Raw genomic sequence first — 13,167 nt, forward strand, 5'->3', positions numbered from 1 at the left:
CCGCCCGTTCGGGCTGAGTAGCGGCAACACCGCGTATCGAAGCCTGATCTGAGCCCGTCGAAGGGCGCACCGTCCGCGCGCCTTCGATACGGCCCTCGCGGGCCTACTCAGTCCGAACGGGAGTAGATGTCCGCGCTCCCCCTTCAGGAACAGGAGACCCATGAAAACCATCCGCGCCTGGCAACTGGCGGTGCTGCTCGCGCCTGCCGTGCTGATCTACGCGCTCTTCAGCGCCCTGCCCCTGCTGGACACCCTGCGCCTGGGCTTCTATACCGCCAATGACGCCGGGGTGCGCAGCTTCGTGGGGCTGGACAACTACCGCACCATCCTGTTCGACCCCGACTGGTCGGCCGCCTTCTGGAATGCCATGTGGAACAACGTCAAGTTCTTCTGCCTGCACATGCTGCTGCAGAACCCCATCGGCCTGCTGCTGGCGACGCTGTTCAGCCTCAAGGGCCTGCGCGGGGCGCGTACCTATCGCACGCTGATCTTCCTGCCCACGCTGTTGTCGGTGGTCATCATCGGCTTCATCTGGCAGTTGATCCTCTCGCCGCTGTGGGGCGTGGGCGAAAAGCTGCTCGGCCTGGTCGGCCTGGCCGACTGGTTCGCGCCCTGGCTGGGGCAGGAATCCACCGCCCTGGTGACCCTCTCGCTGATCTCGGTATGGCAGTACGTGGGCATACCCATGATGCTGATCTACGCTGCCCTGCTGGCGGTGCCCGAAGAAGTACTGGAAGCCGCCCACGCCGAGGGTGCCAGCGCCATGCGCATCTTCTGGCAGATCAAGCTGCCGCTGATCTATCCGACCCTGGGACTGGTGACCATCCTCACCTTCGTAGCCAACTTCAACGCCTTCGACCTGATCTACTCGGTCAAGGGCGCGCTGGCCGGCCCCAACTACGCCTCCGACCTGCTGGGAACCTACTTCTATCGCACCTTCTTCGGCTACCAGGCGCAGATTGGCAGCCCCACCATGGGCGCGGCGGTGGCCACGCTGATGTTCCTGGTGATCCTGGGTGGCGTGGGCGCGTATTTCGTGATGGTGCAGCGGCGCCTGACACGCTATGCGATGTGAGGGGAGGATGACGACATGCTGGCTTCTTCCCCATCCTCCCCACGTTCCCCACTTTCCACCGCTCCCGACACCATGCGCAAACCCACGCTGATCCAACGCAGCTTCGGCACCGCCGGTCATCTCTGGGTACATGTGGTGCTGTGCCTGTATGCGGTGATTGCGCTGTTTCCGATTGCGCTGATCCTGATCAACTCGGTCAAGACCCGCAACGCCATCTTCGAAGGCCCGATGGCCCTGCCCACGGCCGAGACGCTGACCTTTGCCGGCTTCCAGAAGGTGCTGGCCGGCACCCACTTCCTGCTCTACTTCGGCAATAGCCTGGTGGTCACCGTGGCGGCGCTGGTGCTGATCGTGCTGTTCGGCGCAATGGCGGCCTGGGCGCTGACCGAGTACCGTTTCTTCGGCAACCGCGCGCTGAACTTCTTCATCGCCGTCGGCATCATGATCCCGATCCGGCTGGGCACGGTCTCCATCCTGCAGCTGGTGGTGGCGCTGGACCTGATCAACACCCGGACCGCCCTGGTGCTGGTCTATACCGCGCAGGGATTGCCGCTGGCGGTGATGATCCTGTCCGAGTTCATGCGCCAGATTCCGGGCGAGCTCAAGGATGCGGCGCGCTGCGACGGCGTGGGCGAGCTGGGCATCTTCTTCGGCGTGATCCTGCCGCTGCTGCGCCCGGCCATCGCGACCGTGGCGGTGTTCACCATGATCCCGGCCTGGAACGACCTCTGGTTCCCGCTCATCCTCGCCCCCGGGGAAGACACCCGCACCGTCACGCTGGGGGTGCAGCAGTTCATCGGGCAATACGCCACCGACTGGAATTCGGTGCTGGCCGCGCTGTCGATGGCGGTCATCCCGGTGCTGTTGCTGTACATGGCCTTCTCGCGCCAGCTGATCCGCGGCCTGACCTCGGGCGCCGTCAAATAATCCAAAGGAGACCTCATGGCACACGTCAACATCAAGCAGTTGCGCAAGACCTACGACGGCCGCGCCGATGTGCTGGCCGGGCTGAACCTCGATATCCGCGATGGCGAATTCTGCGTACTGGTCGGGCCGTCCGGCTGCGGCAAATCGACCCTGCTGCGCATGCTGTGCGGGCTGGAGGAGATCAGCGGCGGCGAACTCGCCATCGGCGGCCAGGTGGTCAATCACCTGCCACCGGCCGAGCGCGGCATCGCCATGGTCTTCCAGAGCTATGCGCTGTATCCGCACATGAACGTGTACAAGAACATGGCCTTCGGCCTGAAGGTGGCCGGCAGCAGCAAGAGCGAGATCGACCGCCGCATCCGCCATGCGGCCTCGATACTGAAGATCGATCACCTGCTGCAGCGCCTGCCGCGCGAGCTCTCGGGCGGGCAACGCCAGCGCGTAGCCATCGGTCGCGCCATCGTGCGCCAGCCGCGCCTGTTCCTGTTCGACGAGCCGCTGTCGAACCTGGACGCGGCCCTGCGGGTGCAGACCCGGCTGGAAATCGCCAAGCTGCACCGCCAACTGGCGGCCACCATCGTCTACGTGACCCACGACCAGGTGGAAGCCATGACCCTGGGCGACAAGATCGTGGTCATGCACGAAGGCCGCATCCAGCAGGCGGGCACGCCGCTGGAGCTGTACCAGCAGCCGCAGAACCTGTTCGTGGCCGGCTTCATCGGTTCACCGAAGATGAATTTCTTCCAGGGCGTGGTCACCCGCTGTGACGATCGCGGCGTACAAGTGGAAATCGCTGGCGGACTGCGACTGCTGGCCGATGTCGACCCCACCGGGGTACAGGTCGGCGAGGCGGTCACGCTGGGTCTGCGTGCCGAACAGATCCGCGAGGGCCTGGGCGACGGCCAGCCCTTGCACGGTGTAGTCAACCTGGTGGAACACCTGGGCGAAGCCAACTTCCTCTACGTCAGCCTGGACGGCGGCCATGACATCGTGGTGCGCGGCGACGGCAACCGCAGCGTGCGCATCGGCGAGCAGGTGGCGCTGTCGGTCCAGAGCCAGGCCTTCCATCTCTTCGATGCCCGGGGCGAGGCCCTGCGCCGGCGTCAACCGGGCAACCTGCAATCGGCGCGTCGCCTGGACGAGGCCTGAACCATGGACGGTATTGCCTACCTGATCGGGGTGGACGGCGGCGGCAGCAAGACCCTGGTGCGGCTGGCCACGCCCGAGGGCCGCGTACTGCAGGAAGCCAGCGGCACCGCCTCGGCACTGCGCAACGGCGCGGCCAAGGCCTGGCAGGTGATCGGCCAGACCATCGATCGCGTCTTTGTGCAAGCCGCCCAGGCGCGGCCGGACAATGCGGCGCTGGCGGTCGGCATCGGCATCGCCGGCGAGAACGTGGCACAGTGGTCGGCCGACTTCCGCGCCATGGCGCCGGCCTTCGGCGCGCTGGAGATCGTCAACGATGGCGTGGCCACACTGCTGGGCGCGCATGGCGGGGCGCCAGGCGCCATCGTCGCGGTCGGCACCGGTACCATCGGGCTGGCCCTGGACACCGACGGCAGTCGCCGCATCGTCGATGGCTGGGGATTTCCCAGCGGCGATGACGGCAGTGGTGCCTGGATGGGCTTGCGCGCCCTGCATCACGCCCAGCTCGCACTGGATGGCCGCGCTGCCCGTGGGCCCCTGGCCGAGGCGGTGCTGGCACTGTGTCGCGCCGAACTCCCCGCCGCCACGGCCAATGAAGAACGCGCCACCTTGCTGGACTGGCTGGCCCAGGCCGACCAGGCGGCCTTTGCCCGCGCTGCCCGGCCGGTGGTCATGCATGCTGCGCAGGACGCGGCAGCCCGCGACATCCTGCAGGCGGCAGCGGCCGAGATCGGCCTGATGATCGCCACCCTGGACCCGGCGCAGCGCCTGCCGCTGGCGCTGTGCGGCGGGCTGGCGGCGGCCTTGCAACCCTACCTCGATCAACGCCTGCAGGCGCGCATCGTCCCGGCGCAAGCCGATGCCGCCGGCGGTGCGCTGTTGCTGGCACAACGCGCCCGGCAGCAGCAGCAGAAGAATCCAGCGGAAAACCCAAAGGAAACCCCGGCATGAACGCACCGACCCAACTGCACGGCAACGTGCTGACCTCGCAAGGCTGGATCCAGGGCAACATGGTCTTCGACCAGCGCATCCGCGCCATCGACGGCCGGCCGCTGCGCCGCGAACCACGCGTCATCGACGAGGGCGACTACATCCTGCCCGGCTTCATCGACCTGCACGTGCACGGTGGGGGCGGGCGTGACGTCATGGAAGGCGGCGATGCCGTGCAGGTGCTGTCGCGCCTGCATGCGCGGCACGGCACCACCAGCCTGCTGGCCACCACCATGACGGCGCCGCTGGAGGAACTGGAAGTGGCCCTGCGTGCCATCGCCGATGCCTGCGGCAGCCGCCAGCCGGGGCAGGCGCGGGTGCTGGGGGTGCATCTGGAAGGGCCGTACATCAATCCCGGCAAGCTGGGCGCGCAACCCGACTTTGCCATCGAAGCCTCGCTGGAGCAGGTGGATTACCTCAACAGCCTGGCGCCGCTCAAGCTCATCACCATCGCGCCCGAGGTGGATGGTCACCTGAAGCTGGTCTGCAAGCTGGCCCATCGCGGCATGAAGGTACAGATCGGCCATACCGCCGGCAGCTATGACGATGGCGTGGCCGCGCTGGCACACGGTGCCTCGGGCTTCACCCACCTGTTCAATGCCATGAGCGGCTTCCATCACCGCGCCCCCGGCATGGTGGGCGCGGCGCTGGCACATGCCACCTATGCCGAGCTGATCCCCGATCTGCTGCATGTCCACCCGGGTGCCATCCGTGCCGCCCTGCGTGCCATCCCGCGCCTGTTCTGCGTGACCGATTCCACGGCCGCCGCCGGCATGCCCGATGGCGACTACGCGTTGGGCCGGCAGGTGGTGCACAAGTGCGCCGGCGGCGTACGACTGGATGACGGCACCCTGGCCGGCAGCGTGCTGACCATGGACCAGGCACTGCGCAACCTGATCACGCTGGGCATGGACGTGGCCGAAGCCTCGCTACGCACCTCGACCTATGCCGCCGATTATCTGGGTCTGTCCGACCGTGGCCGCCTGGCCACCGGTTGCCATGCCGACGTAGTGGTGCTGGACCGACATTTCGCCATCAAGGCTGTCTATGTGGAAGGAGAAGAGATTGACCTCGCTGATGCTTGAAGAAGCCCGTTCGGCCACCCGCCATGTGGCGCAGCAGCTGACCCGCGACCAGCAGCGCTATGCCGAACTGGGCGCCCGCCTGCGCGCCACACCGCCCACCAACGTGGTCACGGTGGCGCGTGGCAGCTCGGATCATGCGGCCGCCTATTGCGCCTACCTCGTCATGGCGCGCCTGGGGCATATCGTGGCCTCGCTGCCGATGTCGCTGGTGACCCTGAACCAGGCGCCGCTACTGGTGCGCAATGCTCTGGCCATCGCCATCTCGCAGTCGGGACAGAGCCCGGATGTGGTGGAACCGCTGCGCTATTTCCGCGCCCATGGCGCCACCACGGTGGCGCTGGTCAACCATGCCGATTCACCGCTGGCGACGGCGGCCGAGTGGAGCGTGCCGCTGCATGCGGGCATGGAGTCGAGCGTGGCCGCCACCAAGAGCTTCATCGCCAGCCTGGTGGCCGGCGCCCTGTTGACAGCGCACTGGCAGGACGATGCCGCGCTGCTGGACGCCCTGGGGCAGTTGCCGCAAGCCCTGGAGACGGCCACCCGATGCGACTGGTCAGAAGCGATCGAAGTGCTGGCGCCGGCCAGTCGCATCATGGTGGTGGGCCGTGGCACCGGCTTCCCGCTGGCGCTGGAGGCCGCGCTCAAGTGTAAGGAGACCTGCGCCATCCAGGCCGAAGCCTTCAGCGGCGCCGAGATCAAGCACGGGCCGATGGCGCTCATCGAGGAGGGGTATCCGCTGCTGATGTTCGCCCCTCGCGGTCCGGCCCAGGCCGGCATGCTGGCGCTGGCCGCCGAGATGCGCGTGCGCGGTGCCAGGGTGCTGCTGGCCGCGCCGCAGGATGTGGTGGAGCGTGATCTCACCCTGCCGGTGGCGGCCACGCCGGACCTGGACCCGATCGTCGCCATCCAGGCCTTCTACGTGATGGCGGCGCAATTGTCGGCGGCACGGGGCATGGATGCGGACCGGCCGCGCCACCTCAACAAGGTGACCCGGACCAGCTGACGATCCTCTCAGGCCTGCGCCTGGCGCGCTTCCTCGATGAAGGCGCGCAGGTAGTCGATGTCGACATCGCTTTCGCGCGCACCCAGGTAGATGTGCTTGGCGATGCCCTGCTTGCCCAGGCGCACCGGCACCACCGCCATCTGCTCCGCATACTCCAGCACCAGCCAGCGCGGCAGGGCCGCCACACCGCGCCCGCTGGCGACCATCTGCAGCATGATGTCGGTGGTCTCGATGGTCTTGTGCCGGCGCGGCACGACTCCGGCCGGCGCCAGGAAGTGGGTATAGATATCGAGCCGGTCCACCGGCACCGGGTAGGTCACCAGCACTTCATTGTTCAACTGACGTGGCTTGACATAGTCGGCCGCGGCCAGCGGATGGTCGGCTGCCACCACCAGCACCTGCTCGTAGTCGAACACCGGCTCGAACACCAGACCCGGCTTGTCCAGCGGATCGGGCGTGACCAGCAGGTCGATCTCGTAGCCGAACAGGGCGCCGATGCCACCGAACTGGAATTTCTGCTTGACGTCCACATCCACGTCCGGCCAGGCCGCCAGATAGGGCGACACCACCTTCAACAGCCATTGGTAACAGGGATGGCATTCCATGCCGATGCGCAAGGCGCCACGCTCGCCCTGGGCGAACTGGCGCAGCCTTTCCTCGGCCAGGGCCAGTTGCGGCAGCACGCGGTTGGCGACCGCCAGCAGGTACTGGCCAGCCTGGGTCAGACGCAGATGACGCCCCTCCCTTAGCCAGATGTCGGTACCCAGCTGCTGTTCCAGCTTCTTCATGCTGTGGCTCAGGGCCGACTGGGTCACATGCAGGACACCGGCAGCAGCGGTGAGCGAGCCCTGGCGCTCGACTTCCTGGACGATGGAGAGGTGGATGCGGTCCAGCATGATGATGAATGGAACTCATGGATGGTTGGGATAGACGGATTTTACTTCATGCATCCGGCACACCATCATTGCACGGACCGGCAGCTGGGCAACACAACTTCATGCACTGACACTTCAATTGAAAATTTCAATTGAAATATTGGAGGCCGCTACTGACATCCTGGGTCAACCGGGCACACGCAGACTACGTCCATGCCAGCCCAACGCCAGACAGGCAAGGGGCAAGCAGACCAAGTCCCCCACCCTGACCGAGGAAATCATCATGCGCCCATCCTTCCGCACCCTGTCCACCCTGTGCAGCATCGCCGCCATCGGCACCCTGGCCGTGTTCGCTTCGGCCTTCAGCAACACCGCCTACGCCGCCTCCGACAGCGCGCTGGAGCAGGCCCTGTCGCCGCACCGCGCCATGGTGCGCACGGCACTGCAATCGACCAGTGGCAACGGGATGAGTGCGGCCAGTGGCAACGGTAGTGGCGCCATGATGCAAGTGGCCGCCAGCAGCGAATCCTCGTCCTGCCGCACCCTGCGCATGCAGGCCGAGCGTGCCCGCACCAACGAACCGAGCAGCGTGCAACGCGACCCCACCCCCGGCACCCTGCGCGACGGCCGCTTCACCATGACCGGCCCGGGCTCCATCGAATATGGCGAACGCGCCCGGCTGGAATCGCGCTACATGACCGAGTGCCGGTGAGAGTGGATTCCAGGAATTTTTCCGGCTTCGTAAACTAAGTTTTTCTCTCCTTGTGGTTCTTTCAGGCAGGCCGATCCGGTCTGCCTTTTTTTATTTTCCTGACAAAGCACTGACACCAGCATGCTTCCGAAAGTCAATATGGACGCGGCTTCCAGTCAGCTATTTGTCAGCGATCCATCAAATTCTCCCCAGCATTCATCCTTCTTCTTGAGCATGAACCTTTCTTGATCAGGTCTCTCAAACTTAGAAATCTGACACCTCCCTTCGCCGTTACATCCCATCACAATTTGATCGTCAACTGCGCAGTGCGGCGTGTCGTTATCAAGGCTATCCAGGCAATCCCCCCCACCGTTCCCATCATCCATGCCGGATCGAGGACCAGATCATGACAACAAGAAACAGACATCGCGCCATCATCGTTTCCGCTTCGCTCCTGAGTGCCGTGCTGGCACTCTCGGCCTGCGAGAAGAAGGACAATGCCGACACTGCACCACCCAATGCGGCAGCGTCGGCCACGCCCACTGCTGCGAGCGCGCCGGCCTACGTGCCACCCACGGCAGCCCAACTGTCACAGATGGTGGCGCCCATCGCGCTGTTTCCCGACAAGCTGGTGGCCCAGGTATTGGCCGGTTCCACCTATCCCGACCAGATCATCGCGGCCAACCAGTGGGTGGGACAGAACGCCGCGCTCAAGGGCGACATCCTGCAGGCCGCCGAGGACCGACAGCCCTGGGATGTCAGCGTGAAATCACTGACCATGTTCCCGGCGGTGCTCTCGCAGATGGCGGCCAATCCGGACTGGACGCGGGCCCTGGGTGACGCCTTCGTCAATGATCCGAACGACGTCATGAACGCCATCCAGGCACTGCGACTGCGCGCCCAGCAGGCCGGCAACCTGAAGAATTCCTCGCAGCTGCGGGTCTCCACCACGGTGCGCAGCAGCCAGAGCCAGGCACCCGTGTCGACACCGGAGCCGGTTCCAGTCTATGCCGGCGCGCCGGTGATTGCGCCGCCGCCGCAGACCATCGTCATCGAATCCAGCCAGCCCGATACCGTCTATGTACCGAGCTACAACCCGGCGGTGGTCTATGGTCCGCCGGTGCCGGTCTATCCGGGTTACGCGTATCGCCCGCCCAGCCGGGTGAGCAATGAAGTGGTCGTAGGGGCCCTGTCGTTCGGGGTGGGCATCTTCGTGGGCGAAGCCATCAGCCACCACGCCGACTGGGGCTGGCACGACTGGGGCATGCACTGGGGCGGTTCACCGGCGGGCGCACAGTCCGCTCCGGGATGGCAGCGTCCGGCGGTGGTGTACCGGAACACCACCTATGTCTCGCACTCGACCACGGTGATCAATCGCGTGACCAACAACAATGTGACCATCAACAACAACCGGGTTGTGAACAACAACGTCAGTAATATCAACAATGTCAGCAATGTGCGCAATGTCAGCAACGTGGACGAGCGCAACATCAGCCGCGACCAGACCCGCATCGACAATCATCCGGAAGCGGCCAACCGCCAGGCCGGCATGAGCATGCCGCACTTCACGGCCAACGATGCGCATGCCGGTGCGATGCCGGCAGTCCATCCGCAACCACAGCCGCAACACCCGCAGTCGCCAGTGCAGTCCGCCGATCTCCACCACCAGGAAGCCGAGCAGAAGCAAGCTGCCCAGGCCAACGCGGCACGCCAGCATCAGGAGATGGAACAGCAGGCCGCCCGTGAACATCAGCAAGCGCAGCAGAATGCGGCTCAACAGGAACGGCAACAGGCCGAGCAGCGTCAGGCGCTGGCCTTGAAGCAGGAAGCCGCGCGCGCCCAGCCGGCCCATCCCGCCGAGCATAAGGAGGCTGTGCCGGCCCATCAGCAGGCAGCCGCCAGGCCGGAAGCCCGCCAGGAAAACCGGCCGGTCCACCCCCAGCAGGCGCCTGCCGAAAGACATGAGGCCGCTGCGCATGAACATGCGTCAGAGCAGCATGCCGCCCAGAAGCACGAGCCGGCGCGGCATGAGGAGGACAAACGAGGCAATGAACGGCATGAAGCCGAAAAGCACAATGGCTGAGCGCTGACTCTTCCTGCCATGCAGCAAGCAACAGGGCCGCTCAAGAGCGGCCCTGTTGCTTGCTTGGTCAGAGAAGACCATCAACGATGGCGATCAGCCCGGAAGACGGTCGGGATCGCTGCGCTGGTCCAGCGTCAGTTGCAGGAAAACCAGATCAAGCCACTTGCCGAACTTGGTACCGACCTGGGGCATATGACCGACCTGGTCGAAGCCCAGCTTCTTGTGCAGGGCGATGGAACCGACATTGCTGGCATCGATGGCCGCTACCATCACATGCTTGCCCACGGCGCGTGCACGCGGGATGAGCGCTTGCATCAGCGCCACGCCCAGGCCTTCACCACGATGCTCCTTGTGGACATAGACCGAGTGTTCCACCGAATGGCGGAAGCCGTCGAACGGGCGCCAGTCACCGAAGCTGGCATAGCCCAGCACCTGGTCGCCGTTCACCGCCACCAGCACCGGGTAGCCGAGCTGACGGCGTGCGGCCAGCCAGTCATGGCGGTTCTTTTCATCGACCTGGGTATCGCTCCAGATGGCGGTGGTATTGACCACGGCGTCATTGAAGATCAGGGTGATGGCGGGGATATCGGCGGGGGTGGCGTCGCGGATCTGCATGATGTGGGCGGCTGGCTTGCGGTAATGAGAAATGGGGAATGGGAAAGGGGGAATAGATGAGCCCACAGTGTAGCTCAAGATGGGCAGTGCCTCGGCGGCCGCCTGGCGGGTGGGGCGACAGCGAGTGGGCAAAGGGCTTATAGTCCTGTATTGGTCACCCTCAGCGCCTTCTCGACATCTTCAACATGAATCAACCCTACGGCGCCACCTATCGCGGCAAGCACATCAGCGTGGAGAGCACGCAGCAAAGAAACGGCGACGTGATCTGTTCGGTCCGCATCGACGGCGAACCGGCACCCGGCCTGCGCGGCAATCCCTTCGCTTCGCTGGCGGCGGCGCAGGTGGCCGGGGTCGCCTATGCGCGGGCGCTGATCGATACCCAGCTCGACAACGATGTGGCCGAACATCATGGCTACTTCATCCGCGTGAGCAGCACCGAGCAGATCGACGGTAGCTGGGTCGGCAACTACCAGCTGCATCGCAATGACAATCCGGTCGCCTTCCGCCGCGTGACGTGCGACGACTTCCGTGGCAATACCATGGTGGAGGCCGAGGAACATGCCATGGCCAGCGCCTTCCGGGCAGTGGACGCCGATATCGCGGCAGGCCGGCTTTAACCTAGGTCGCCTTGCGGCGGCGCGCCGGCAGCTTGTCCGATTGCGCCAGGATGGCACTGAGCAGGCCGGGGAAACGCTGTTCGATATCGGCGCTGCGCAGGGTGTTGATGTGAGTGGTGCCGTTGCTCTCGGTGCGCACCAGTCCGGCCTCGCGCAAGACCTTGAAGTGGTGCGAGACGGTGGACTTGGGGCGCCCGCCATCGAGTTCGCCGCAGGTCGCGCATTCCACGCGGTCGAGATGGCGCACGATCTCCAGGCGGATCGAATCGCTCAGCGCGTAGAGAACGCGCTCCAGCACGAACTCGGCAATCTCGGGATGTTTGTAGGGACGCATCTGCAGGATGATACACCCTGGGTTATACTCCTTCCATAGTTCGAATATTTTCGAACCAACGAAACAGGCGTCCGCGGTCCCGACGCCTGGTGCTCCCTCATTGAACCCTGACAAGAAAACGCCCCATGTCCGCTCTCTTTACCCCTTTCAAGCTCAAGGAGCTGAACCTGCGCAACCGCATCGCCGTGCCACCCATGTGCCAGTACATGGCGGTGGACGGCAAGGCCAACGAATGGCATCTGTCGCACTACGCCGGCATCGCCCGCGGTGGCGCCGGCCTGGTGATCGTGGAAGCCACCGCCGTGGCCCCCGAGGGCCGCATCACCCCGGGCTGCACCGGCATCTGGTCGGACGAACTGGCGCAGGCCTTCGTGCCGGTGGTGCAAGCCATCAAGGCCGCCGGTGCGGTCCCCGGCATCCAGATCGCCCATGCCGGCCGCAAGGCCAGCGCCAACCGTCCATGGGAAGGTGACGACCACATCGCCGCCGACGACGCCCGTGGCTGGGACACCCTGGCCCCGTCGGCCATCGCCTATGGCAAGGGCTTGCCCAAGGTCCCCAAGGCCATGAGCCTGGACGACATCGCACGGGTGCGCCAGAACTTCGTGGACGCGGCCATCCGCGCCCGCGATGCCGGCTTCGAATGGCTGGAACTGCACTTCGCCCACGGTTACCTGGCGCAGAGTTTCTTCTCGGCACATTCCAACCAGCGTGATGACATCTATGGCGGCAGCGTCGAGAATCGCGCCCGTTTCCTGCTGGAAACCCTGCGTGCGGTGCGCGAGGTATGGCCGGAAAGGCTGCCCCTGACCGTGCGTTTCGGCGTGCTGGAATACGACGGCCGCGATGAACAGACGCTGCTGGAATCGATCGCCCTGGTCCGTCAATTCAAGGCCAGCGGCATGGACATGATCAGCGTGACCATGGGCTTTACCATCCCCGAGGTCCAGATCCCCTGGGGTCCGGCCTTCCTCGGCCCGATCGCCAGGCGCGTGCGTGAAGAAGCCGGCGTGCCGGTCTCGTCGGCCTGGGGCTTCGGCACGCCCGAGCTGGCCGAACGTGCGGTCAAGGAAGAGCAGCTGGACCTGGTGATGGTCGGCCGTTCGCACCTGGTCAATCCGCACTGGCCCTACCAGGCGGCGCGGGAACTGGGCGTGGATCGTCCCTCGTGGACACTGCCGGCGCCCTATGCGCACTGGCTGGAACGTTATTGAGGTGCCTGCCGCTCGGGATTTCCCTGAGCGGTCTCGTGGTTTTCTAGGGAAAATCACTAAAGCCAACGGACGGGGGATTTCCTAAGATGACATCGTCTTGAGGAGATCACCATGTTCACCACCTACCTGCTGACCGTCGTTCTTTCCGCATTGGCGACCGTCGCCTTTTCGTCCCTGGGCATCTATCTGTTTGCCGAGGCGAAATGGCAGCATCACCCGCTGGCGCGCAATATCCGCCTGCCGGGACAGCGTCTGCCGGTCTGACGTCGGTTTGCAGGCAGGTGGAAGTGGATCTGGTGTTGCCCCTTGGTCTTTGACCAAGGGGCGTTTTTTTGGTGAGGATGAAAAGCTGCGGGTCCGGAATTGTGTTCAGTAGAACAACAGACTCAGCAGCGGAACGCTGGCCAGCAGCAGGCAGCCCAGGAAGGCGGCGAGGAACAGCAGTTTTTTCTTTCGGGTGGCCATGGTGGTCCTGCAAAGGGCTATGGGGGACGCGGTAAAAAGCGCAAGGC

14 protein-coding genes are annotated in these 13,167 nt (G+C 65.0%); 11 read left to right on the plus strand and 3 right to left on the minus strand.

Annotated features, from left to right (window positions below; genetic code table 11):
- Nucleotides 1-160 precede the first annotated feature (160 nt).
- The 6 genes from HWE04_RS19995 (at nt 161) to HWE04_RS20020 (ending at nt 6,226) form a co-directional block, all read left to right on the plus strand.
- On the plus strand, nt 161-1,075 hold the full coding sequence (locus HWE04_RS19995; protein WP_006461227.1) for a carbohydrate ABC transporter permease: 915 nt from the start codon (nt 161-163) through the stop codon (nt 1,073-1,075).
- Nucleotides 1,076-1,147: 72 nt separating this feature from the next.
- Nucleotides 1,148-2,002: a carbohydrate ABC transporter permease gene (locus HWE04_RS20000; protein WP_102662666.1), complete on the plus strand. Its 855-nt coding sequence runs from the start codon at nt 1,148-1,150 to the stop codon at nt 2,000-2,002.
- A 15-nt stretch (nt 2,003-2,017) separates the two neighbouring features.
- The gene (locus HWE04_RS20005) at nt 2,018-3,151 is read left to right on the plus strand and encodes an ABC transporter ATP-binding protein (protein WP_241813498.1); all 1,134 of its coding nucleotides are present in this window, start codon (nt 2,018-2,020) and stop codon (nt 3,149-3,151) included.
- 3 nt (nt 3,152-3,154) lie between these two features.
- Complete coding sequence (locus HWE04_RS20010; RefSeq protein WP_241813499.1) at nt 3,155-4,099, plus strand: BadF/BadG/BcrA/BcrD ATPase family protein; 945 nt, start codon at nt 3,155-3,157, stop codon at nt 4,097-4,099.
- Nucleotides 4,096-5,223 carry an N-acetylglucosamine-6-phosphate deacetylase gene (gene nagA / locus HWE04_RS20015; protein WP_241813500.1) on the plus strand — a complete coding sequence of 376 codons (1,128 nt, stop codon included), beginning with the start codon at nt 4,096-4,098 and terminating at the stop codon, nt 5,221-5,223. Before HWE04_RS20010 ends, nagA begins: the two co-directional genes overlap by 4 nt.
- On the plus strand, nt 5,216-6,226 hold the full coding sequence (locus HWE04_RS20020) for an SIS domain-containing protein (protein ID WP_241813518.1): 1,011 nt from the start codon (nt 5,216-5,218) through the stop codon (nt 6,224-6,226). Before nagA ends, HWE04_RS20020 begins: the two co-directional genes overlap by 8 nt.
- Nucleotides 6,227-6,234: 8 nt before the next feature.
- On the opposite strand, the gene HWE04_RS20025 is transcribed toward HWE04_RS20020, so the two are convergent.
- The gene (locus tag HWE04_RS20025) at nt 6,235-7,122 is read right to left on the minus strand and encodes a LysR family transcriptional regulator (RefSeq protein WP_077234892.1); all 888 of its coding nucleotides are present in this window, start codon (nt 7,120-7,122) and stop codon (nt 6,235-6,237) included.
- Between the two features lie 262 nt (nt 7,123-7,384).
- Between HWE04_RS20025 and HWE04_RS20030 the strand changes: the two genes are divergently transcribed.
- Together HWE04_RS20030 and HWE04_RS20035 are read left to right on the plus strand one after the other, a co-directional pair.
- Complete coding sequence (locus HWE04_RS20030; RefSeq protein WP_241813501.1) at nt 7,385-7,813, plus strand: hypothetical protein; 429 nt, start codon at nt 7,385-7,387, stop codon at nt 7,811-7,813.
- 385 nt (nt 7,814-8,198) lie between these two features.
- The gene (locus tag HWE04_RS20035) at nt 8,199-9,875 is read left to right on the plus strand and encodes a DUF3300 domain-containing protein (protein ID WP_241813502.1); all 1,677 of its coding nucleotides are present in this window, start codon (nt 8,199-8,201) and stop codon (nt 9,873-9,875) included.
- A gap of 93 nt (nt 9,876-9,968) precedes the next feature.
- Here the strand turns inward: HWE04_RS20035 and HWE04_RS20040 are convergent, their stop codons facing one another.
- On the minus strand, nt 9,969-10,490 hold the full coding sequence (locus HWE04_RS20040) for a GNAT family N-acetyltransferase (RefSeq protein WP_006461218.1): 522 nt from the start codon (nt 10,488-10,490) through the stop codon (nt 9,969-9,971).
- Nucleotides 10,491-10,675: 185 nt separating this feature from the next.
- Here HWE04_RS20040 and HWE04_RS20045 point away from each other — a divergent pair, with 185 nt between their 5' ends.
- Nucleotides 10,676-11,107 carry a hypothetical protein gene (locus HWE04_RS20045; protein ID WP_006461217.1) on the plus strand — a complete coding sequence of 144 codons (432 nt, stop codon included), beginning with the start codon at nt 10,676-10,678 and terminating at the stop codon, nt 11,105-11,107.
- Nucleotide 11,108: 1 nt separating this feature from the next.
- On the opposite strand, the gene HWE04_RS20050 is transcribed toward HWE04_RS20045, so the two are convergent.
- On the minus strand, nt 11,109-11,441 hold the full coding sequence (locus tag HWE04_RS20050; protein WP_241813503.1) for an ArsR/SmtB family transcription factor: 333 nt from the start codon (nt 11,439-11,441) through the stop codon (nt 11,109-11,111).
- Nucleotides 11,442-11,566: 125 nt separating this feature from the next.
- Here HWE04_RS20050 and HWE04_RS20055 point away from each other — a divergent pair, with 125 nt between their 5' ends.
- Both HWE04_RS20055 and HWE04_RS20060 read left to right on the plus strand, forming a co-directional pair.
- Nucleotides 11,567-12,655 (plus strand): NADH:flavin oxidoreductase/NADH oxidase, encoded by a 1,089-nt coding sequence (locus HWE04_RS20055; protein ID WP_077234889.1) that lies wholly within the window; start codon nt 11,567-11,569, stop codon nt 12,653-12,655.
- A 111-nt stretch (nt 12,656-12,766) separates the two neighbouring features.
- Nucleotides 12,767-12,919 (plus strand): hypothetical protein, encoded by a 153-nt coding sequence (locus tag HWE04_RS20060; RefSeq protein WP_166758000.1) that lies wholly within the window; start codon nt 12,767-12,769, stop codon nt 12,917-12,919.
- Nucleotides 12,920-13,167 lie beyond the last annotated feature (248 nt).

Source organism: Herbaspirillum sp. C7C2 (genome assembly GCF_022627865.1).
Classification (GTDB): domain Bacteria; phylum Pseudomonadota; class Gammaproteobacteria; order Burkholderiales; family Burkholderiaceae_D; genus Herbaspirillum; species Herbaspirillum frisingense.